Source organism: Chitinophaga rhizophila, from assembly GCF_019492185.1.
GTDB classification, from domain to species: Bacteria; Bacteroidota; Bacteroidia; order Chitinophagales; family Chitinophagaceae; genus Chitinophaga; species Chitinophaga rhizophila.
Genome location: NZ_JAICCF010000004.1, coordinates 301285 through 324270, shown reverse-complemented (window position 1 = coordinate 324270; position 22986 = coordinate 301285). Strand labels below are relative to the sequence as shown.

Sequence of the window (22986 nt, the reverse complement as noted above, 5' to 3'; positions counted from 1 at the left end):
TATATAATAGCTGGAAAACAGTTATTTAAGGAAGAAATTTACTTATCCGATAGGTAATATTTCCCCTGCCCCGTTTAGCAGGGTATATTAATAGGAAAGAGAAGTTATTGAATAAGAGTCAAGCTTTTCGCTTACGCAATGTCATCAGCACGACGCCACCGATAACGATCACACAGGCAAGTAATGCCTGAGAGGAAAGATTTTCATGGCCGATGGCCCATCCCAGGAACAGCGCCACGATAGGGTTCACGTATGCATAAGTGGAGAGCAGTCTGGGAGGCGCATTACGCGTCAGCCAGCTATAAGACGTAAAGCCGACCAGCGAACCGATTAACACCAGGTAGATGTAGGCCGCGATTGATCTGTACGTTATATGTTGGAGCGTATCCCAGGCGTCTGGCTCAATGATGGCGCTTATCAGGAAGCAAAACACTGCCCCTGTCAGCATCTGTAATCCCGCGGAGGTAATTGGTGCTGGCATAGTGAGCTTGGATACCGATAATGAACCGAGCGCCCAGCACGCGCATCCCCCGGCCAGGATTGCGATAGGCCATAAGGGGTAAGAGCGGTCATGGTGAGGGGCAAATGGATTAAATAAAAGGAACAATCCGGCCAGTCCGATAAGGATGCCTGTGATAGTCATCGCTGTAGGACGTTGCTTGCTGAAGAATGCCCAGTCCAGGCCAACAAACCATACTGGTATAGCAGCCACAATAAGGGCGACCAGTCCGGAAGGCATATAGTGAACGGCGAGCGCTGTACAGGAATTACCAATCCCAATAAGCATCCATCCAACAAAAGCTGCGGATAATACCTGTTGCCGGGAAGGCAGCTGTTTCTCAATACGCCAGCCAAGTAGTCCCATGATGGATCCTGCTACCAGAAAACGGAAGGCGGAGAGCAAAAAAGGGGGAACTACCTCCGTAGCGATTTTCATCCCCAGGTAGGTAGATCCCCATATAATATATACAGCAGATAAGAACGTCCAGAGCTTTGTGTTATCCGGCTTATTTGACACAGTATCAGTAGTCACAGGAAAATGAGTAAAAAGTAATTAAATACTACACAAAGCTTTGAAGTCCAGCTTACTATTTCGCCACAAACACTTCAATGATGGCGTTTGTCGGACGTCTAGGTGCCAGAAACTCGTCTACCTTCCGGTAGTGCTGCTGTAGTTCATATCTTAATGCAAAAGGGAAAAAGTTGTTATTACCAGGCGCATATTCATATAACACCACATCGTAGTGATGGTTTTTCACCTTGTTACTGAACATCTCCAGCTGCCGGTTAAACATGCCTACTCCCAAGTGATACCATAATGGATAGTCACTGCCTGTCTCCAGCTGATATGGCATTGCTTGTGCCAATGGCGTCAGCTCGGTCATATTCAGCAGTTTAAGCGCTTCTTTCTTCTCCTTTACAACAGGCATGGCCATCAGTCTTTTCATACCTTCAACGGTAGATGGCGGCATATAGATCTTTTCAAATGCCCAGAGATCAGAGAAGATCCATTTCTCTACCGGCACGTCGGTAGTGTCGGTGTTCAGCATGAAATTATTACGGGATACTACGTTCTCACCTGTGGCACTAATCTGCGGATTGTAGATCGCATAGGAAGAACTATCCACAGTTGTTGCGCTCGCTTTCCCCGCAATGACCTGTTCGTGAGGAACAATACGGGCGACAATTCTGTCAAGGTATTTCCAGAAAGATCCGGACCACCATAATAATACAAGTGCCGCCGTTAATGTGAAAGCGCCCCAACGTTCAAGCTGCAGGTGCAGTTGCTCGCTTAATCTACTAGCAATGAATGCGAAAGCGAATGCGTGGAAGAAGATATTGTTATCAGGCGGTGTGTAACTGGTTACCTGAAATATAGCCGCTTCGACCAGTATACCCAGGGTCAGTAAAGTGAACAACATCGCTTCTCTTTTCACCAGGAACCCTTTCCAGTCGGGAAAAACAGGTGCCAGGCACACAACCACCATTACAAAATAGAACTTAATCCATTGAGATGCACCCATTATTTCGGAGAGTATATCATATAATGATAGGCGTGAGTTATGCGGAGCCTGTCCATGATTGAACCAATAGCCAAAACCGTAAGGCAGCAAGGGTACAATAAATGCAGCCGCTACCAGGCCATAAAATGCGAGAAATACCGGCACATCGAGCCATCTTTTTGTCACAAAAGCGTTGTAGCCGAGTAATGCCAGGGCGAGCAACAAGGCGAGTCCGCCACCATCCTGTTTGGTAAAAAAGGACAGGAACGTAAACGCAGCGGCCAGAAAAAGAAACACATAGCGCAGCTTACCACCGGGGCCCATCAGGAAGCGGAATAGGAAGGCCAGTCCGATCAGTTCATAGACAATAACGGTCTGGTTGTACCAGGGCCAGAAGTTAAAGAACGAATAAGATAATACGAACAGTAACACAGATAATACCCTGATGGCCGGTCTGACGTTGAGGCTTTGCAGGATATAGCGGAATGACAATCCGGCCAGAATATTCATGAATACCTGGGCCTTTACCAAAGAGATCAGCTGTGGACCGAACAGCTTGAAAAACAAGGCGGGCATGAGCCAGAAGCCGTAGCCGAGCGGGAGTCCGAAATCTTTGTAGGGAATTTGTCCTTGTGAGATCCGGTAAGCCCCTTCCCAGGAAAGAAAGATATTCACCCTGTACGGAAACGTGACAAACAACGGCACCAGGGCCAGACAGATAATAACCAGTAATTCCGTTATCAATGCACCTTTACGGTTGAACGGAGCAAGAGTCGATGGCATAAAAAGGGGTAATAAAATGATGAAATCGAGTACAAATAAACATGAACGGGCTCAAAAATAGTAGAATTTACCCGAAATAAGCATTTCCTGGCATGGTTGTTCGGTAATCAGTCGTATCTTGGCATTAACTATAAGTTATATCCCCGTGCAATATTTAAAACTGTTAAGACCCTCCCATTGGGCAAAAAATCTCTTCCTGTACATTCCCCTTTTCTTTGCGGGCGAAATTTTTAATCTGGAGAAAGTTGTCGAACTATTGATCGGATTCTTTGCATTCAGTCTTGTGGCCAGCAGTATCTATATTATTAATGATTATAAAGATGTGGAAGCAGACCGGATACATCCGGTAAAGTGTAAACGTCCTATTGCATCCGGTGCAGTATCTAAACCTGCAGCACTGGTATTTTTTGTATTGTGTCTGGTTATTGGCGGACTATTAGCCTGGTATGTGAAACCCAAGTTTGCCTTTGTAATCGGTATTTACTTTATTATCAACCTATTATATTCCTTCGGACTGAAGAACATCTCTATCCTGGATATCCTGATTCTTTCGGCTGGCTTTGTGTTGAGGGTGAAGGCTGGTGGCGTGGCTGCAACAGTAGCTGTATCTGAATGGCTGATGATCATGGTGTTTCTACTGGCGTTGTTTATGGCGATTGCCAAAAGAAGAGATGATGTGCTGATCAAAACCGAGTCAGGAAAAGATATGCGGAAGGCGGTGAAAGGTTATAACATGGACTTTATGAACGTGATGCTGGCGCTGGTGTCGGCGGTGATCATCGTGGCTTACCTGATGTACACCATGGCTCCGGAAACGATGGCGCGCTTTGGTACTTACCGCCTTTATTATACATGTCTTTTTGTAATTGGTGGATTATTACGATATTTGCAAATAACATATGTGGAGAATAATACAGGTTCTCCGACCAAAATCCTATACAAAGACCGTTTCATTCAATTAACCATACTCCTGTGGGTGCTGAGTTTTTATGTGATTATTTATTTACCCACTAACAAAAGTTTTTTTGAGTAATGGAAAGACGGTTAGCTAACTGGGGCAACTACCCCGCAATCTCCTGTGACGAGTCAACTTTTTCTCAGGAAGATCAGGTGCAGGATTTTATATCTGCTCATTCATCTGTTATCGCCCGCGGCAATGGTCGCTGTTATGGCGACGCTTCACTGGCAAAGCACAGTGTTTCCACCCTTAAATATGATAAGGTACTGGCTTTCGATACGACCAATGGCGTGTTTGAATGTCAGTCAGGTATCACACTCGATCAGATTCTCGACATTATAGTTCCCAAAGGATGGTTTCTGCCGGTAACGCCGGGAACCAAGTTTATTACTATTGGTGGTGCAGTGGCTTCGGATGTTCATGGAAAGAATCACCATGTTGACGGTTCTTTCTCCAGGCATATCATTGAAATGGATGTTATTACCGGTAATAAAGAGACGATCACCTGTTCTGCCGAAAAAGAGCCAGACCTTTTCTGGGCTACCTGTGGTGGCATGGGACTAACTGGTATTATTACTAGGGTAAAGTTCGGACTGAAGAAGATTGGTACGGCCTACATCCGGCAAAAGCAGATCAAAGCCAAAAACCTGGAAGATCTGATCCGTCTCTTTGAAGAATACAGCGCTTATACCTATTCCATGGCCTGGATTGACTGTCTGCAGAAAGGCGACGCCTTTGGCCGTGGTATATTGATCGTAGGAGAGCATGCAACTCCGGAAGAATTGAATGAACAGCAACGTAAAGCACCGCTGGAACTTGGGCAGAAACGGAAGCTGTCCATGCCGTTCAACCTCCCCTCCTTTACGCTTAACACGCTGACTGTTAAGGCATTTAACTGGTTATATTACCTCAAAAATACGAAACGGGAAATCAACAATGTCATTCCTTACGAGCCATTCTTCTATCCGCTGGATGCTATCCTGCACTGGAATCGTGGTTATGGTAAGGCCGGCTTTGTACAATATCAGTTTGTACTGCCGCTGGAAAAGAAAGAAGGCCTGGTTGCCATTCTCAAACGTATCAGCGACGCGGGCCTGGGCTCCTTCCTGGCCGTACTGAAAGTGTTTGGTAAGCAGAACGACCTGATTTCGTTTCCGATGGAGGGGTATACGCTGGCACTTGACTTCCCCGTACGCAAAGGATTGTTTGAATTTCTGGATCAGTTGGATGAGATCGTGCTGCAATATGGCGGAAGGCTCTATCTGACAAAGGATGCCCGCATGAAACAGGAAGTTTTCTGGCAAAGCTACCCCAACGCGCAAAAGTTTGCCGATATCATTAAAACGTACAACGGTGATAAGTTGTTCCGTTCAGTGCAATCAGACAGATTACTGCTGACACAATAAACGACCACCATTATAAAATACCGACATCAATTATATGCCTACTGTTCTTATTCTGGGAGCTGGGTCAGATATGGCTGTGGCCATAGCCCGCCAGTTCGCCGGTAACAAATATGATATTCAACTGGCTGCCAGGAATGTCTCGGCCCTCTCCGCGCTGGAGCAGGACCTGCGCATCCGCTACCAGGTGCAGGCCAGTTCCTATGCCTTCGATGCTACTGATTTTAACAGCCATGGGGCTTTTTATAACTCGCTGACCGCCAAACCGGATATTACTATTGCGGTATTCGGGTACCTGGGTTCGCAGGAAAAAGGACAGACCGACTGGCAGGAAGCGAGCCGTATTCTCCATACCAACTATACCGGAGCGGTGTCTGTGTTGAACATCGTTGCAGAAGATTATGCCAGCCGGGGTACCGGAACTATCGTTGGCATCAGTTCAGTAGCCGGAGAACGGGGCCGGCAGAGTAACTATCTGTATGGCAGTGCCAAAGCAGGCTTCACCGCATACCTGAGCGGATTACGCAATCGCCTGTTTCATAAAGGTGTTCATGTGCTGAGCGTACAACCCGGGTTTGTCTATACCCGTATGACGGAAAACCTGAAATTACCCCCGCTGCTGACGGCGCAACCGCAGGACGTAGCGACTGATATTTATAAAGCAGTAAAGGCAAAAAAGAATGTCATCTATACGAAGTGGTTCTGGCGTTATATTATGCTTATTATCAAATCTATACCTGAGTTTATATTCAAAAAGCTGAAACTATGAAGCCGGCAATTGCTTTCTTTGACTTTGATGGAACGATCACCCGCCGGGATACTTTATTTGAGATCATTCGCTTTCAGAAAGGGAATGGCGCATTATACAGGGGGCTGGCTGTACTTGCCCCGGCCCTTGCCCTGATGAAATGCGGGATCATATCCAAGCAGCGTGCAAAGGAGATCGTGTTGCAATATTTCTTTCGGAGTACGCCCGTTGAGCAGTTCCGGGAAAAATGTGCGGCCTTTTGTCAGGATACCCTGCCGGGCCTGATCAGGGAAACGGCGCGAAAGGAGATCCGGGAGCACCTGTCCAAAGGGCACCGCGTGGTGGTAGTGACAGCATCTGCGCAGGAATGGGTGAAGCCATGGGCAGACAGTGAAGGGATTGAATGTATTGGCACACAGCTGGAAGTAAAGGAAGGAAAGATCACCGGCCGCATTCTAGGTGTGAATTGCAACGGAGAAGAGAAGGTACGCCGGATACGTCAACAGTATGACTTGCCGGCATTCGGAGATATTTACGCCTATGGCGATACGAGTGGCGACAGGCCAATGCTGCAGATGGCGACGTTCGGCTATTTCAGGAAATTCTAAAAACACTCAGGCCATCAATTATAGTCTGCTGACTACCATTGATGGCCTGAAGCGTTATCTATCTATTCTACTTACTATCTCAACTATGCCGCGGCTTTCATGTCTACGACTTTAGCCTGTGGTTTCTTCAGTTTAATGATCCCTACCAGGTTGAAAAACTTCATAACCGGATACGTTGGATCGATTTCAAACCATTTCTGAGCGAAATTAGGACTATCGCCGTGTTTGTGGTGATTGTTCTGGAACAGTTCTCCCAACAGTAAAAAGCCCCATGGCGACGTGTTACGGGATTTATCACCATTGTCAAAGCTCTGGTAACCGTATTTGTGACCACACCAGTTTACTACTGCACCCTGTACAGGTCCGATCAGGAAGTGAACCGGCAGCAGCAGGAACCAATACCAGGCCGGAGCGAAAGCTACATAAAACGCTATGTAGATACCAGCCCATGCCAGACGGGTGATGCTGTTATCACCGAAACGGTCCATTGCGTCCCACTCCGGTAACGGAGGATTTTTTGTGAATTTCTCGTCGAGAACAACTTTCCTGTGGTAGATATCATTGTAGAGTTTACGGGTCTGCCACATCATTGACCATACATCTTTAAAGAAGTGTGGAGAATGCGGATCATGCTCGGTATCGCTAAACTCGTGGTGCATGCGGTGCATAGCGCCATAAGCTCTCGGTACCAGGTAAGACGTACCCTGGAAGAACCAGGTACAGAAGTAGAACACTCTCTCCCATCCTTTGCTGGTAGTATACATCTGGTGGGATGCATATCTATGCAGGAAAAAGGTGTGGAAGAACAATGATAAAAACCAGTGTGAAAAAAAGAATATCAGAATCGCAGTCATTTTCTCGCTTTAAACATAAATGAATTAGGGATCAAAGTTAGACTAAAATGACTGAGAAGCCTCATAAATAATTACTTATCAAGCATAGACATAGATTATATTACCGGCAACATAGCCACAGAGGCGGTGTTTAGGAAATGTTAAAATTGTGTAACTACCTATTATCGAGCAGGCCGAAGCAGTAATTACGGCACTTATCAGCCACTAGAGGCCGGCTCACTAGGCTCGTGAACAACCAGCCTGAAGTGACCGATTTTCTGATGTCCACCTCCTGATAAAGGGTAAAGGATAAAATAATTTCTGTAAGGACAGTTGCTATATGCCTTCATGCATAACGAAACGATGAGCTACAAGGACAATAGCGTCTATGTACTGTGGTATATTTAGTGAGGGAATTGTTTTGTATCTTTGCCGTCGCATGAAATTTCTGAATAGCATACTACGTCTTCCCTTCTTCTCAGAGTACTATTATACAATAATGGTCCGGGAGAGGTATGCCTTCTACTATGCGAAACGATTATTGTAACTGACAATCATCATAGCTAACTGCAGCCCCGGACAGGTCATCTGTCCGGGGCTTTTTTATTTACATCTTATTATGACAACACTAGCACACCTTCAGGAGAATGTTGCGATCATTCTGCCTGAGCATGGCCTGAGAGAGAAATTAGCCAGGGCCAGTAAAGAAAACCGCCCATTAGTCATTAAGCTGGGATTTGACCCTACAGCGCCCGACCTTCATCTGGGGCATGCAGTGGTATTAAAAAAGCTGAGGGCATTTCAGGAACTGGGACACCAGGTCGTGATCATTGTCGGCAACTTCACAGCGCAGATCGGAGATCCTACCGGGAAAAATAAGAGTCGTAAACCGCTCAGCAAGGAGGCGGTTATGGAGAATGCAGCAACGTATATCAGGCAGCTTTCCCGGATTATTGACACTGGGAAATGCCGGGTCGTATTTAACGGCGAGTGGCTGGACCGGCTGACATTCAATGAGATATTACAACTACTCTCTAAGGTGACGGTAGCGCAGCTGTTACACCGCAATGACTTCAACAAGCGGTTTACTGAGAATGTCCCTATTGCGATGCATGAACTGATGTACCCTATTCTGCAGGCGTTTGACTCAGTGGAAATCAAGGCGGATATAGAAATGGGAGGTACCGACCAGTTGTTCAATTGTACGACGGGCAGGCACCTACAGGAAGCTCATGATCTTGAGCCACAGATAGTTATGTGTATGCCGCTGTTACGGGGCCTGGACGGAGTAGAAAAGATGAGTAAGTCATTGAATAACATTATTGGACTCACCGATACCCCAGAAGACATGTTTGGCAAGACGATGTCCATTCCTGATCATTTAATTACCGAGTACATTGACCTGGCCACAGACTTCTCTGAGGATGAACGGTCGGCTTTAAGAGAGCGGCTGTCGTCCGGGGAGAATCCCATGCATATTAAAAAGCTGATTGCGGGGAATATTGTGCGTCAGTACCATGATGCTGGCAGTGCTGAGGCTGCGGAAGCATTCTTTATCAATCAGTTCCAGCGAAAGGTGTTCGAAGAGAAAACCTTTGACATGGTTCTGATTGCGTCACTTGGCCTCAAGGACCTTACGGTTCCGCTATTGGATGTTTGTCATAGGCTGAAGCAGGACGAGACGAGAAGTGGTATCAGGAGACTGATAGTCAACGGGGCAGTTACCCTGGATAATGAAAAGCGGGTCGATCCTGTGGAGCTAGTCAGGCTAAAGTCAGGTATGAGGGTCAAGATTGGCAAGCGGTTATTTGTCGAGCTGGTATAGGTGCAGTATTAGCAGGAGCCATTCACGTTCCTGCTAATCACTACCCTTCCGGTGTGCTGTCCGAAACGTCAGATACAGGGGTTGCTTGCCTAGTTGCTGCCAAACCATAGAACCTTCGTCATTGCAAAATTCAAACTAGTGAGGAGCAATCATCGCTCGTCATGGTATATCATGCCTGGTGGTTTTTAGTAAGCTTGATGACATCAGACTACTTGTTTCTAAGGAGTTGGTCAGACATATACAAGGCATTAGTCCCAGGGTTCCAGCCAGGCTGTAGGATATACAAAATCAGGCTCCTAACGTCTGTTATCATATATCCTCTCGGAGCCAGAACTAACAGTTCCTACTCAGCGTACGGTAGGAAATTACTTGAACTGAAGGGAACGGCAATTGTAGATATTGGAAGGTACATATTCTCACATAAGTGACTTAACCCGTCTGAAAATGACCGGCAGGCACCGAACGAAATATGCTCAACCTGTCAGGGAAAACCGGCAAAATCATTCAGAAAATAGGCATTGAAATATACATAATCAATGGTAAATGATCTATCAAATAAGTAATAATACCAAGCTGATTATCAGTTTAATACAACATGCTACTTATACCAGTGCTTTATGACAACTCAGTGTACAATGCCTGAAGCAACAATAGAAGATGCCTCGGGGGTAAATTATCCAAAGTCCGAACAGGCCATTTAATCTAACTACCCCTAAAACACAGTTATAATTACGACACAATAAGTAGCTTGTTGCGTACGGTCGAAGTTGTGAGCATAATAAATAACAGCGTTAGCAAGGTTGGCTTACCGAACCGTAGGATGCTTTTAATCCGATTGCAGGAGGCGCTCCATCCGATCTATTTAAGCAGACAGTGTCGGATGAAGTCAGTGTCAGTAATGTCTCTTTTTATAGGAGAAAGCGTAGTATTGGATACGCTGCAACCGATAGCCTCAGCAAAAAGGGGACGCCAGCAACCAAGGTATCAATAAATGTAGTGCCCGGAGTACAGTTGCAAATTTCAAACATTACCGGTTAGGCAGCCGCTGCCCGTCAGTACTATCCGATCGGCCACCTCCAGGCTATACACAGCGGATGTATTATCAATCTTCCGGATGCCTGATTTTGACTTTTCGAAGCTCCAACAGGTTAAGCGCGTTACTAGTAAACCCTTCTACGTTAGGTTGCACAAGGTGAATGACCTGGTCATAGAATAAGGGAACAACGGGCGCGTCTGCCAGGACCAATCTATCCATTTGTTGGTATAATAGATAGCGGAGGGAATCATCATTCTCTCGTAACGACTGTTCATACAACCGGTCGAATGCCGGATTATTATAACGGGTGTAATTAGGCGGAGCAGGATTTTTACTATAGAATACAGCCAGGTAGTTTTCGGCATCTGCATAATCTGCCATCCAGCTACCCCTGAAGAACAATGCCTCGGATTTCGCTGTCTGTTCCAGCAACAGGGCTTTTTGCATCACCTCCACCTGCACCGGAATACCTACCTGCTGGAGCTGGTTGGCTACATAATTGGCGTAATCCTCGTATACCGGTATAGATAGTAACTTAATAGGATTCAGTCCTTTACCTTCGGGGAAGCCCGCTTCAGCGAGCAGCTGCCTTGCCTTAGCGGGATCATAGCGGTAGCCTTTCACCAGGCTGGTATCAAAAGAGGGTAAGCCCATAGGAACAAAGCCGGCAGTTGCCGGGAAACCGATACCGTTTCGCAGATATGTAATCATCCGCGACCGGTCGATACTATAGTTAATGGCCAGCCTCACCTTCTTCATCGCTGAGGATGAATGTTTTACAGTAGGTTTCGAGGAATCCATCAGGAAGCCGAAATATTCAATATTGAGATACGGGCTTTTATCAAGTATCAGCTTTCCTTCCCAGTCTTTCTTTAACTGGCCTTTCTTTGTAAGTATCTCATCCTTAAAGGAAGCGTCAATATCATTCATAAAATCGAGCTGGCCTTGTCTGAATAGCAGAAACTCGGTGGCTTTACTGTCCAGGAAACTGATCTTGACAGCGTCGAGGTAAGGTAGTGAATGGCCAGCGCTGTCTTTTTCAAAATAGTGCGGGTTGCGATGTAGTACGAGCGCCTGTCCTTCCTCCCAAAGGGAGAACAAAAACGGTCCGGTGCCGCAGGGGTGTTTGCGAAAGTCCTTACCATACTTTTCAATAGCCTCACGGGGAACAATAGAACAATATTGCATACTCAGAATGCCCAATACCGGATGGAAAGGTTGCAGCAGGGTCAGTTGAAAGGTAGAATCATTGAGCGCGAGGAAGCCTTTTTCCGGATCCACCTTCCCGTTGAATATCCAGGCACCGGGTGAGGCGGTAGCCGGGTGTATAATTCTGCGCAGGCTATATACCACATCTCCGGCTGTCATACGTCGGCCTTTACCTTCCGGAAAGATCTCACTATCATGGAAATAGACGTCCGGACGTAAATGAAAGGTATATGTCTTATGGTCTTCAGACACGTCCCAGCGGGTGGCCAGCGACGGACGGATATTCAGCTGTTCATCCGGCTCGACCAGTGTATTGTATACCTGCCTGACAGCCCATATGACTGCCTGGTTTTTGGCAAACGCAGGATCCAGGGAAGCGATTCCTTCTGGTACGTTGTAACGGAAAACCTGTTTACCGGTTGACCCGGGATGTCCACAGGCGGTTATCAGTAATATTAATGGCAGGTAAAGAAGTCTCATGTATCTAATTGGGCTTGAGCCGCTGACCATCTCCTGCCTGCCACTTATGGATATCTCCATAAAGCATTAAGCATTAAACCTTCAGCGTTAGGCATTATTAAGCGAAAATTAATACCTTTCCGGCATAAAATGAGAATTTCTATGCGCGGCATTCCTATGCTTTTATTGGTTTTGCTTACGGCCTTAAGTGCCGGTGCCCAACATCACACTACGTTTACCCATGCAGATACCCTAAGGGGGACTATCACCAGGGAGCGTGGCTGGTGGGACGTTAAATCCTACGATCTAAAGGTTAAACCCAGACTACGCGATAGTACGATCTCCGGTTCCAACACGATAACTTACCGGGTATTGAAGGTCGATAGTATTATGCAGATAGATCTGCAGGAACCGCTACAGGTGGACAGTGTTACCCAGGATAATCTCCCGCTGACTTTCAAAAGGGAAGGCAATGTGATACTAATTGAATTAGTAGCAAAGAAACAGGTCAAGGGTAAAGACAAAAAGATTACTGTAGCTTATCATGGCCGTCCGCGTATTGCGAAGAATGCTCCGTGGGATGGAGGCCTGATCTGGGCAAAAGACAAACAGAACAGACCCTGGATTTCGACCGCCTGCCAGGGACTAGGTGCCAGTGTATGGTGGCCTAACAAAGATCATCAGAGCGACGAACCTGATAATATGACTATCAGCGTCACTACTCCCCCCGATCTGGTGAACGTCTCTAATGGCCGGCTGAAAAAGAAAACCATGGATCGTGATGGTAATATTGTATGGACATGGTATGTGTCTAACCCGATCAATAACTATGATGTTGCAATGAACGTCGGGCATTATTCCGAGTTCAAGGATCAATATTCCGGAGAAGGCGGGAAACTGGATCTCAGTTACTGGGTGCTTGACTACAATGTAGATACAGCAAAAACCCACTTTGCTGTGGTAAAAGATATGATGAAATGCTTTGAGTTCTGGTTTGGCAAGTATCCATTTTATAAAGACAGCTACAAACTGGTAGAGTCTCCGCACCTGGGTATGGAACATCAGAGTGCCGTGGCGTATGGTAATAAGTTTCAGATGGGTTATAAAGGTACGGACCTTTCCGGCAGCGGCTGGGGATTGAAGTACGATTTTATCATCATCCATGAAAGCGGTCATGAATGGTTCGGTAATAATATTACGACCAAAGACATTGCAGATATGTGGGTACATGAAAGCTTCACTAATTACTCAGAAACCTTATTCGCTGAGTGTCAATACGGTAAGGAAGCAGCCTTCGCCTACATCACTGGTATCAGGAAGAACATCCAGAATGATATACCTATCATTGGCCATTATGGTGTGAACAACGAGGGCAGTGGCGACATGTATTATAAAGGAGCGAACATGATCCATACGATCCGTCAGATCGTGAATAATGATGATAAGTTCCGCGAGATTCTGCGTGGCTTGAACAAAACCTTCTGGCATCAGACGGTTACCACCCGTCAGGTAGAAGAGTTTTTCAACCAGCAGACAAATATGAACTTCAACAAGGTATTTGAGCAGTATCTGACAACGACAACCATCCCTACCCTGGAATATCATTTCGAGGGTTCACAGTTAAAGTTCCGTTGGGTGACTGACGTAGAGAATTTTAATATGCCTGTGAAGGTAACATTGACTGACAATGGATATACTTTCATCTATCCGGGCAGGAACTGGCAGTCCATGACACTGACATTGTCTGACCGCAAGCAGTTTAAGGTAGATCCGAACTTCTATATCAATACAAAAGAGATATAATGCATTTTTATTAGTAAGGCCAGGAATGTGGGGTGAGACACCCTGGATTCCTGGTCTTTTTATTTGACCAATTTGAAGGCATGTGTCCAGGAGCCCGTACGAAAACCGTAGGCGTACCATAATATACTGAGCGGCTCGATATTCCGGCTCATCTCAATGGTTCCCATATCTACCACATCTTTCCACCCCATTTCATTCAACAGGCTAGTCACAGCTGCCTTCGCGGATCTCTTGTTCCCACAGATAAACATGGTTGGTCCCTCCGCCTCCTGGTGAGAGCGGAACATAGATTCATGTCCGATACAACTGAGCGCCTTCACCACGTGTGCGTCCGGCGGTAGCCAGGCCTGGAGTTGTTCGCCAGCGGAATTACTATGTCCGATAGAGAAGTTGAGTCTCCCTTGCTGGTCCGGGCCTTTCCCGTCCAGTGGATTGGTGACGTCCACTACGACCTTATTCTTAAAGTTCCATAATCCGGCTGCCTCAATGGCTTTCTGGGTACCAGCCCAGTTAGTGCAGATGACGAGTAATTCTCCCTGAGCGGCCGCCTCCCGGAAGGGACCAGCGGTGACGCGGTCATTACCCTTCTTTTTGATCCATTGCTGAAGGGATTCCTTGGCAGGATTGCGGGTACCGAGAATCACTTCGTGACCAGCCATAACCAGTCCTTCTGTTAAGGTGAGTCCAACAGGGCCGCTACCGAGGATTCCAATTTTCATATTCGCCGAATTTGGGTGAAGAGATGGGGTATCTAATATAAACAAAAAACCTGAATGCAATAGTTTAAATGCTTCAGGCTTACGGTATTAATATGAGGGATTGGTATATCACCAATCAGGAACAGATAGAACAGGCATCGCAATGCGGATACATGCTGTAAGCCGGTTAACAACAAAAAGGTGCATGATGCAGGTAGCGGTCCGGTAGTATCGGAACAACCACCTGCGTCATGATTTAATACCAGGCCTACCTCGATTGAACCCAGGTAGGAACCGACCAGTGAAGCCTGATTATTAATGAATGATTCCGGATTAATACAGATAGCTGAGGAATCGCTGCATACCCTGACGTTTAGATGGCGTCAGCGGGTAGCTGATATTTTGTGTGTAATAAGTAGTCAGATCATACAGAGAATAAGGGTTCTCTGCAACTATCGCGGGTATATCCTTGATACCGATGCTGTTAGCATGGTTGAACTGCTGAATAAATTCCGGAGATAATGGCTTATTACTGATCCAGGCAGCGAATACAAAGGGCAGGCTGGTAAAGCGCATCCAATGTTCTGCAAGGTCATATATATATGGAGAGACATGACGCTGTTCGAGCGCTCGGTCGCCAATAACAAGTCCGGCGTCGGTACCTTTTATCTTATCCTGGTAGTCGCCTGTGGTTTCAATCAGTTCTGCAGACAGTTTCCAGTGTTCACGCACCAGCACTTTCAGTAGCGCAACAGAGGTACGGCTCTGGTAATCGAGATAGATACGCTTGATTTCGTTCAGCGGTACTTCACTGAAAAGACATACAGAAGCTACCGGACCTTCTGCACCAATACAAAAGTCAGAAACGATATGATATTCCTTCAGTTTCGGGATGACAGCCACGGGTACAAGCGCTACATCCACTTCACCTTCAATTAGTTGCTGAGCAATTTTAGCAGGGTAATCAACACTCAGTTCCAGCAAATTCATCACCGGGTGTTCCCTGAATCCGTATAATAATGGCCTGGTATTCAAATAACTTACTGCCGCTACTTTTACTTTCCGTTCCAATTTCAGTAATTTTGCCGGCTAAATTAGGCAAAAAGTGATAAACGCTCACTAATCAAATAACATTATGCAATTACAAGCTTTAACCGCCATTTCTCCACTCGATGGTCGTTACCGGAGACAACTGGAAGAACTGGCTCCATATTTTTCTGAGTTTGCACTGATCCGTTACCGTGTACTGGTAGAGATAGAGTACTTTATCGCCCTGTCAGAGCAGAAGGTATTTACACTCTCCAAATCTCAGGTACCCGCACTGCGTAAGATCTACCAGGAGTTCACCATTGAACATGCAGAGCAGATCAAGGAAACTGAGAAAGTGACCAACCACGACGTAAAAGCTGTTGAGTATTTTGTTAAGAATGAGCTGAAGGCGCTCGGACTGGAAGATAAGCTGGAATGGGTACATTTCGGTCTGACATCTCAGGATGTTAACAACACCGCTACGCCACTCTACTGGAAAGAGGCTGTCGAGCATGTATTCATGCCTGCTATCGCCAATCTGATCCTGGATCTGAAGAAGCTAGGCAAATCCTGGATGAAAATACCGATGCTGGCACGTACACATGGTCAGCCGGCGTCTCCAACCATCCTGGGTAAGGAGATACTGGTATTCGTAGAAAGACTGGAAGGCCAGGTGAAATTGCTGGGAGACATCCCTTTTGCAGCAAAATTCGGTGGTGCAACTGGTAACTTCAACGCGCATAATGTAGCATTCCCTAAGACAAACTGGGAAAAGTTCGGTGATAAATTCGTCAACAATACCCTCGGACTGCAGCGTATGAAGTATACCACACAGATCGAGCACTATGATAATATTGCCGCTCAGTTTGATACGCTGAAACGTATTAATACCATCCTGATAGATTTCTGCCGTGACGTATGGACGTATATTTCTATGGACTACTTCAAACAAAAGGTGAAGGCCGGCGAGGTGGGATCTTCTGCAATGCCGCATAAGGTGAACCCAATCGACTTCGAGAATGCTGAAGGTAACCTCGGTCTTGCCAATGCAATCTTCGAGCATCTGAGTGCGAAACTGCCTGTTTCAAGATTACAGCGCGACCTGACTGACTCCACCGTGTTACGTAACGTAGGCGTTCCTTTCGGACATACTGTACTAGCACTGAAATCTATTCAGAAAGGACTGGGTAAGCTGATCCTGAACGAGGGTAAGCTGGAAGAAGATCTGGAAAATAACTGGGCTGTGGTAGCCGAGGCTATACAGACAGTGCTCCGCCGTGAGAACTTCCCTAAACCTTACGAAGCACTGAAAGATCTGACACGTGGAGGTGAGCATATTACCCGGGAAACCATGCATAAGTTCATTGATGGACTGAAGATCAGCGCTACCTTGAAGAAAGAGCTAAAGGCCATTACGCCACAGAACTATACCGGCATCTGGGGAAACTAATAAACAAGACATGCTATAATTTAATGCAGCGAAGGAAACGTGATATGCGTTTATTCGCTGCATTAAATACCTGGTTACTAGCACCTACTACGTGATATCAGAATGCATCTTCAATGTGCACCAGCTCGTATAGTCCGTTAGGCTGAAACGTAATTGATATCACATCAAACCGGATAATCTTCGGCAGCTGAAGCATCTTGTTCATATAAGCAGTAGCTACACTCTGGATGTTACGCCGCTTTACAGTGGTCACATGTTGTTCTGGCCACCCGTATAAGTCGGTAGCCAGTGTTTTAACCTCAACGAATACCAGACAATCTTCTTTGCCGGCTATAATATCTATCTCTTTTCGCCGGTGCCGCCAGTTCAGCGCTATAATGTTGTAATGATGCAATTGCAGGTGTGCCACCGCAATTGACTCCCCTTTTTTGCCCAAAGCTATGTGGGATGCCATTGTTTTGACTATTTTTGCTCTTCCTTCGGGAAAAACAACAGGTTAACAATTACAGGAAAATAAACAATAATACGCATGAGCGAGAAGAAATTATTCAGACTGGATGGAAAGGTACAGAACTATGCATGGGGCGGATATCATTATATTCCTGCCTTATTAGGAATCCCGGAAAATGGCAAACCAAGCGCTGAGTACTGGATGGGCGCACACCAGAGTGCCCCTGCTGTGATTGCAACAGAAGGACAGTCTTCTACATTGGACCAGCTGGTAAAAGCCAATCCGGAATATGTACTAGGGCCTAAAGTTTGGAAACGTTTTGGCGAATTGCCCTATCTGCTGAAGATACTGGATGTGAAAGATATGCTGTCTATTCAGGTACACCCTACCAAAGCGGAAGCTGAAAAAGGGTTTGCCCGTGAGAATGAGGCAGGTATTCCGTTAAGCGCTCCTCATCGTAACTATAAAGATAACAACCACAAGCCTGAGATCATGGTGGCGCTCAGCGAGTTCTGGCTGCTACACGGATTTCTGCCTGAAGATAAACTCAGAAAAGTGCTGCAAAGCGTAAAAGAGTTTCCTCCGCTGGCCCCAGTGTTTGAAAAAGAAGGGTATTTCGGTTTATACAAGGCCGTAATGGAAATGCCACAGCAGGAAGTAAATACTATGTTACGCCCATTGGCTGAGGTAGTAGCTGATGCATACCGCAATAATAAATTAGCGAAGTCTGATCCGGCTTTCTGGGCAGGCAGGGCTATTGTGAATGATCCGCAGGGATTAGAAAACATTGACAGAGGTATATTCTCTATCTACTTTTTCAATATCCTGGAGGTACATCCGGGAGAAGCGGTATTCCAGGACGCAGGTATCCCACACGCTTACCTTGAAGGACAGAACGTTGAACTGATGGCTAATTCCGACAACGTTTTACGTGGTGGCCTTACCCCTAAACATATAGATGTACCTGAGCTGCTGAAACATACCCGTTTTGAAGCGGTACATCCGAAAATACTGACAGGTGAAAGTGTAAACGGCGGACTGGAAAGCATCTACCACTCTCCTGCACCTGACTTTGTAGTAAGCCGTATAGCCTTGCAGAACGGACAGCGTTATGAACATACCAGTGAGGCAACTGAAATCATGCTGGTAATGGAAGGCGCTGCAGTAATTACAGAAAATGGAAAAGAACCTGTATCACTGAAAAAAGGTGAAGCGGTAGTTGCATACTACGACACTGCTTATGACATTCAGAGCAATGCAGGTACTGTGATCTTTAAAGCAAGTGTACCTGTTCAATCTATTTAAAATCAATTATCTTTGATTGAAATAATCAACCCACTATGAAAAAGGACTCCATTCGGGAAATACTGATCATCGGCCTGCTGATATTTCTGTCTGCCCTTTGCCGTATTCTGACAAACCAGGCTGGTTTGTGGAACTTTAACGCAATTGGTGCAGCAGCATTATTCGGAGGTATAGTGTTAAAGGATAAACGCCTGGCGTACATTGTGCCTTTACTGGCATTGTTCCTGTCAGATGTTTTTCTGCAGCTGTTCACCAGCATACAGACGCTGAACCGTGACTACCTTGGACAACTGTTCTTCGTATATGGTGCATTTATGCTTACCGCCTGGATAGGTACCCGTATCAGAAAGGTAAACAACATTACACTGTTGTTATCTTCTATAGGTACCGGTGTATTATTCTTCCTGATTACTAATCTCGGTACATTCCTTACTACAGATATGTATCCTAAGACGGGTGCTGGTCTGCTGGCTTGCTATGCTGCCGGTATACCTTTCTACAAGGAGGGCGATGTATTCAGCAGCTTTGCATTAAATGGCCTGATGGGAAATGTATTCTTCACTGTCGTTTTATTCGGTGTATGGGCTGGGCTGAAGTCTATGGTCCTGATGCCGAAGCGTCAAACTGCTATCAGCTGAGTTAACTGATCGTAATCATTCTGCGCTGATATCAGCGAACTAATAAAAAGGCGGCAAGGGATCATCCCTGCCGCCTTTTTGATATTATAAATATACTATGTAGTTCTGCCTCAAGCTATTGATTTACCATCAGGCAGCAATCATACTGATCTTCCGGTATTAATCAAAAAGCGGCCAGATCACTCCGGCCGCTTTATTTTCCCAAAATTTGATGTAACAGGCGTATTAATCTAATTTGAGTACGGCGAGGAATGCTTCCTGTGGTACTTCCACGTTACCAATCTGTCTCATACGCTTCTTACCTTCTTTCTGTTTTTCCAACAGTTTACGCTTACGGGAGATATCACCACCATAACATTTGGCGGTAACATCCTTACGCATAGCGCTGATCGTTTCACGGGCCAGAATTTTGGCTCCGATAGCTGCCTGTATCGCAATCATAAATTGCTGGCGAGGCAACAGTTCCTTCAGCTTTTCACAGAGTTTGCGTCCGAAGTCCTGGGCACGGCTACGGTGAATCAGGGCGCTCAATGCATCCACTTTGTCACCGTTCAGCAGGATATCCATCTTGGCAATGTCACTGTCACGGTAACCGATCGGTGAATAGTCAAAGGATGCATAACCACGTGTCTGGCTCTTCAGTTTATCGTAGAAGTCGAATACGATCTCTGTGAGCGGCATTTCAAATATCAGTTCAACTCTCGAAGGAGTCAGATAACTCTGGTTAATCAGAATACCTCTTTTACCAAGGCACAGCGTCATAATATTACCGATATAGTCCGGTTTGGTAATGATCTGGGCTTTGATAAATGGTTCTTCAATGCGTTCCAGTTTACTTGGATCCGGCATTTCGGAAGGGTTGTTCACGATAATCACCTCCTGCCTGGTTGAGTGGGCAATGAAGCTTACGTTCGGAACGGTAGTGATCACTGTCTGGTTAAACTCTCTTTCCAGACGCTCCTGGATGATCTCCATGTGCAGCATGCCAAGGAATCCGCATCGGAAACCAAAGCCAAGCGCCTGAGATGTTTCCAGCTCGAAGGTCAGGGAGGCGTCATTCAGCTGAAGCTTCTCCATACAGTCGCGCAACTCCTCAAAGTCTTCGGTATTCACCGGGAAGATACCTGCGAATACCATCGGCTTTACCTCCTCAAAACCATTGATGGCTTCAAGGCTTGGATTGGTGCTGGTGGTGATAGTATCGCCTACCTTCACCTCTTTCGCATTCTTGATACCTGTAATAATATATCCTACGTCGCCTGTTTTTACAGTCTGGGTAGGCTGTAATCCGAGCTTCAGAATACCTACTTCATCAGCAAAGTATTCTTCATCGGTATTAAAGAACTTAACTTTATCTCCTTTTTTGATAGATCCGTTAAATACTCTGTAGTATGCTATAATACCACGGAATGAGTTAAACACACTATCAAAGATCAGTGCCTGCAGCGGTGCATCCGGCTCTCCTTTCGGAGCAGGAACACGTTTCACAATAGCTTCCAGGATCTCTTCGATACCGATACCAGACTTACCGGAAGCCAACAGGATCTCGTCCTCTTTGCAACCGATCAGTTCAATGATCTGGTCTTTCACTTCAGGGATCATGGCACCTTCCATATCGATCTTGTTGATCACGGGGATGATCTCCAGGTCATTTTCCAGGGCCAGATAGAGGTTGGAAATGGTCTGTGCCTGGATACCCTGGGCAGCATCAACCAACAGCAGTGCACCTTCACAGGCAGCCAGCGCACGGGAAACCTCATAAGAGAAATCCACGTGACCAGGCGTATCAATCAGGTTAAATACATAAGACTGTCCATCCTGGATGTAGTTCATCTGGATAGCATGGCTCTTAATCGTGATCCCTTTCTCTCTTTCCAGGTCCATATCGTCCAGTACCTGGGCCTGCATTTGTCTATCTGAGATCGTTTTAGTATGCTCTAACAGCCTGTCAGCCAATGTACTTTTACCGTGGTCAATGTGTGCAATGATGCAAAAATTCCTGATATTCTTCATATATGCTTTTAAAACCAGGCGTTTAACGCCCCGCGTCAAGCCGCAAAGGTATTTAAATTTTGCTATTCTTAGGCAGGGGATTTGGTCAGATTTGGTACTATTTTCTCTACATTTAATCAAAAAAAAGTACCATGGATCTGCAACAACAGTTTGAAGCTGCCGCCGCAGCAAGCAAAACACTCGCTCAAAGGCCTGATAATGAAACGCTTCTGCAACTTTACTCGCTTTATAAACAGGGTACAGATGGCGATGTAAATGGGGAAGCTCCCTCTAACCCCTTCGATTTTGTGGCCAAAGCTAAATATGAGGCATGGGAAAAGTTGAAAGGGAAAAGTAAGGAATCTGCCCAGGAAGAGTATGTGGCTTTAGTCAATAAACTGAAAGCCAATTAGGAATGAGGAATTAGGAATTGTTACCCATCCCCTTTCATGGCCGGCCATCTGCCGGCCGCCATTCCTAATCCCTAATTCCCAATTTCCACCTACCTTTGATCTGTATGTTACACACATTTAATATCAGCGAAAAAACCCAGCATTACCTAGACCTTGAAAGTCAGTTCGGGGCCCATAACTACCACCCGTTACCGGTAGTGCTGGATCGCGGAGAAGGCGTTTTTCTCTGGGATGTAGACGGGAAACGCTATTATGATTTCCTCTCCGGATATTCAGCTGTCAACCAGGGGCATTGCCATCCGGTAATAATCCGTGCGCTTATTGAACAGGCACAGAAACTGACCCTGACTTCCCGTGCTTTTCATAGCGATCTGCTGGGAGAGTATGCTGCTTTTATCACTAATTATTTCGGTTACGACAAGGTTCTTCCCATGAATACCGGGGTCGAAGCTGTAGAAACAGCCTTAAAGCTGGCCCGCCGCTGGGGCTATGTAGTCAAAGGTATTCCTGAGAACCAGGCGAAGATCATCGTATGCGCCAACAACTTCCACGGCCGTACCTTAAATGTCATTTCCTTTAGTACTGATCCTTCTTCCCGTACAGACTTCGGTCCGTTTATGCCGGGTTATGAAGTGATCCCTTATAATAACCTGCCTGCACTTGAAAAAGCACTGCAGGATAAAAATGTTGCGGGCTTCCTGGTAGAACCTATACAGGGTGAAGCCGGCGTTATGGTTCCCGAAGAAGGCTACCTGTCCAAAGCACGCCAGTATTGCGAAGATGCCAACGTGCTCTTTATTGCTGATGAAATCCAGACGGGACTTGCCCGTACGGGTAAAATGCTGTGCTGTGATCATGAACAGGTACGTCCTGATATCCTGATCCTGGGTAAAGCTCTTTCAGGGGGTACTTTGCCGGTGGCGGCCGTACTGGCGGATGATGAAATTATGCTTACCATCAAGCCAGGTGAACATGGCAGCACCTATGGCGGCAACCCGCTAGCCTGTAAAGTCGCTATTGCTGCGTTGACCGTATTGAAAGAAGAGAAGATGATGGAAAATGCAGCTGTAATGGGAGAACTATTGCGGAAGGAACTCAACGATCTTAATTCTCCCTACATCAGCACTGTTCGTGGTAAAGGACTGCTTAATGCAATCGTTATCAAACACGATCATCCGGAAGCGGCCTGGGATCTCTGCCTCGCACTCAAAGAAAACGGCCTGCTGGCAAAACCTACTCATGGCGACAAAATACGCTTTGCTCCACCCCTGCTCATTACTGCAGCCCAAGTGAAAGAAGCTGTCTCCATTATCGCCAAAAGTCTTGAAACCTTATAATCTGC

At 46.1% G+C, this 22986-nt stretch carries 19 protein-coding genes; 11 read left to right on the top strand and 8 right to left on the bottom strand.

The genetic code is table 11. The features are described from left to right. Window positions 1-118 precede the first annotated feature (118 nt). Together K1Y79_RS29440 and K1Y79_RS21400 are read right to left on the bottom strand one after the other, a co-directional pair. On the bottom strand, window positions 119-1033 hold the full coding sequence (locus K1Y79_RS29440) for an EamA family transporter (RefSeq protein ID WP_220252237.1): 915 nt from the start codon (window positions 1031-1033) through the stop codon (window positions 119-121). 55 nt (window positions 1034-1088) lie between these two features. Further along, window positions 1089-2786, bottom strand: coding sequence for a hypothetical protein (locus K1Y79_RS21400; protein ID WP_220252236.1), 1698 nt, complete (start codon window positions 2784-2786; stop codon window positions 1089-1091). 145 nt (window positions 2787-2931) lie between these two features. Between K1Y79_RS21400 and K1Y79_RS21395 the strand changes: the two genes are divergently transcribed. Genes K1Y79_RS21395 through K1Y79_RS21380 form a run of 4 tightly spaced genes read left to right on the top strand, consistent with a single transcriptional unit; the run spans window position 2932 to window position 6503 of the window. Continuing rightward, the gene (locus K1Y79_RS21395; RefSeq protein ID WP_220252235.1) at window positions 2932-3819 is read left to right on the top strand and encodes a decaprenyl-phosphate phosphoribosyltransferase; all 888 of its coding nucleotides are present in this window, start codon (window positions 2932-2934) and stop codon (window positions 3817-3819) included. After that, complete coding sequence (locus K1Y79_RS21390) at window positions 3819-5150, top strand: FAD-binding oxidoreductase (RefSeq protein ID WP_220252234.1); 1332 nt, start codon at window positions 3819-3821, stop codon at window positions 5148-5150. Before K1Y79_RS21395 ends, K1Y79_RS21390 begins: the two co-directional genes overlap by 1 nt. Before the next feature lie 34 nt (window positions 5151-5184). After that, the gene (locus K1Y79_RS21385) at window positions 5185-5916 is read left to right on the top strand and encodes an SDR family oxidoreductase (protein ID WP_220252233.1); all 732 of its coding nucleotides are present in this window, start codon (window positions 5185-5187) and stop codon (window positions 5914-5916) included. Then, window positions 5913-6503 (top strand): HAD family hydrolase, encoded by a 591-nt coding sequence (locus K1Y79_RS21380; RefSeq protein WP_220252232.1) that lies wholly within the window; start codon window positions 5913-5915, stop codon window positions 6501-6503. Before K1Y79_RS21385 ends, K1Y79_RS21380 begins: the two co-directional genes overlap by 4 nt. A gap of 83 nt (window positions 6504-6586) precedes the next feature. On the opposite strand, the gene K1Y79_RS21375 is transcribed toward K1Y79_RS21380, so the two are convergent. After that, window positions 6587-7357, bottom strand: coding sequence for an acyl-CoA desaturase (locus K1Y79_RS21375; RefSeq protein WP_220252231.1), 771 nt, complete (start codon window positions 7355-7357; stop codon window positions 6587-6589). Between the two features lie 598 nt (window positions 7358-7955). On the opposite strand from K1Y79_RS21375, the gene tyrS reads away from it, so the two are divergent. Then, window positions 7956-9161 (top strand): tyrosine--tRNA ligase, encoded by a 1206-nt coding sequence (gene tyrS / locus K1Y79_RS21370; RefSeq protein ID WP_220252230.1) that lies wholly within the window; start codon window positions 7956-7958, stop codon window positions 9159-9161. A 1102-nt stretch (window positions 9162-10263) separates the two neighbouring features. On the opposite strand, the gene K1Y79_RS21365 is transcribed toward tyrS, so the two are convergent. After that, window positions 10264-11886: an ABC transporter substrate-binding protein gene (locus K1Y79_RS21365; protein WP_220252229.1), complete on the bottom strand. Its 1623-nt coding sequence runs from the start codon at window positions 11884-11886 to the stop codon at window positions 10264-10266. 141 nt (window positions 11887-12027) lie between these two features. Here K1Y79_RS21365 and K1Y79_RS21360 point away from each other — a divergent pair, with 141 nt between their 5' ends. Then, window positions 12028-13668, top strand: coding sequence for a M1 family metallopeptidase (locus K1Y79_RS21360; RefSeq protein WP_220252228.1), 1641 nt, complete (start codon window positions 12028-12030; stop codon window positions 13666-13668). Window positions 13669-13727: 59 nt separating this feature from the next. Here K1Y79_RS21360 and K1Y79_RS21355 read toward each other — a convergent pair whose 3' ends face one another. Both K1Y79_RS21355 and K1Y79_RS21350 read right to left on the bottom strand, forming a co-directional pair. Continuing rightward, window positions 13728-14387: an NADPH-dependent F420 reductase gene (locus K1Y79_RS21355; protein WP_220252227.1), complete on the bottom strand. Its 660-nt coding sequence runs from the start codon at window positions 14385-14387 to the stop codon at window positions 13728-13730. Window positions 14388-14699: 312 nt separating this feature from the next. Beyond that, window positions 14700-15437 carry a menaquinone biosynthetic enzyme MqnA/MqnD family protein gene (locus K1Y79_RS21350; RefSeq protein WP_220252226.1) on the bottom strand — a complete coding sequence of 246 codons (738 nt, stop codon included), beginning with the start codon at window positions 15435-15437 and terminating at the stop codon, window positions 14700-14702. A 64-nt stretch (window positions 15438-15501) separates the two neighbouring features. Here K1Y79_RS21350 and purB point away from each other — a divergent pair, with 64 nt between their 5' ends. Beyond that, a complete protein-coding gene (gene purB, locus K1Y79_RS21345) occupies window positions 15502-16845 on the top strand; it encodes an adenylosuccinate lyase (RefSeq protein ID WP_220252225.1) in 1344 nt (447 codons plus the stop codon). Window positions 16846-16942: 97 nt separating this feature from the next. Here purB and K1Y79_RS21340 read toward each other — a convergent pair whose 3' ends face one another. Then, the gene (locus tag K1Y79_RS21340) at window positions 16943-17299 is read right to left on the bottom strand and encodes a YraN family protein (protein WP_220252224.1); all 357 of its coding nucleotides are present in this window, start codon (window positions 17297-17299) and stop codon (window positions 16943-16945) included. A 75-nt stretch (window positions 17300-17374) separates the two neighbouring features. Here K1Y79_RS21340 and manA point away from each other — a divergent pair, with 75 nt between their 5' ends. Both manA and K1Y79_RS21330 read left to right on the top strand, forming a co-directional pair. Then, complete coding sequence (gene manA / locus K1Y79_RS21335; RefSeq protein ID WP_220252223.1) at window positions 17375-18601, top strand: mannose-6-phosphate isomerase, class I; 1227 nt, start codon at window positions 17375-17377, stop codon at window positions 18599-18601. Window positions 18602-18636: 35 nt separating this feature from the next. Then, window positions 18637-19239 (top strand): DUF6580 family putative transport protein, encoded by a 603-nt coding sequence (locus tag K1Y79_RS21330; protein ID WP_220252222.1) that lies wholly within the window; start codon window positions 18637-18639, stop codon window positions 19237-19239. A 225-nt stretch (window positions 19240-19464) separates the two neighbouring features. On the opposite strand, the gene lepA is transcribed toward K1Y79_RS21330, so the two are convergent. After that, on the bottom strand, window positions 19465-21252 hold the full coding sequence (lepA, locus tag K1Y79_RS21325; RefSeq protein ID WP_220252221.1) for a translation elongation factor 4: 1788 nt from the start codon (window positions 21250-21252) through the stop codon (window positions 19465-19467). Window positions 21253-21383: 131 nt separating this feature from the next. Between lepA and K1Y79_RS21320 the strand changes: the two genes are divergently transcribed. Together K1Y79_RS21320 and rocD are read left to right on the top strand one after the other, a co-directional pair. After that, window positions 21384-21644: an acyl-CoA-binding protein gene (locus K1Y79_RS21320; protein WP_220252220.1), complete on the top strand. Its 261-nt coding sequence runs from the start codon at window positions 21384-21386 to the stop codon at window positions 21642-21644. Between the two features lie 104 nt (window positions 21645-21748). Next, a complete protein-coding gene (gene rocD, locus K1Y79_RS21315; protein ID WP_220252219.1) occupies window positions 21749-22981 on the top strand; it encodes an ornithine--oxo-acid transaminase in 1233 nt (410 codons plus the stop codon). Window positions 22982-22986: the final 5 nt, after the last annotated feature.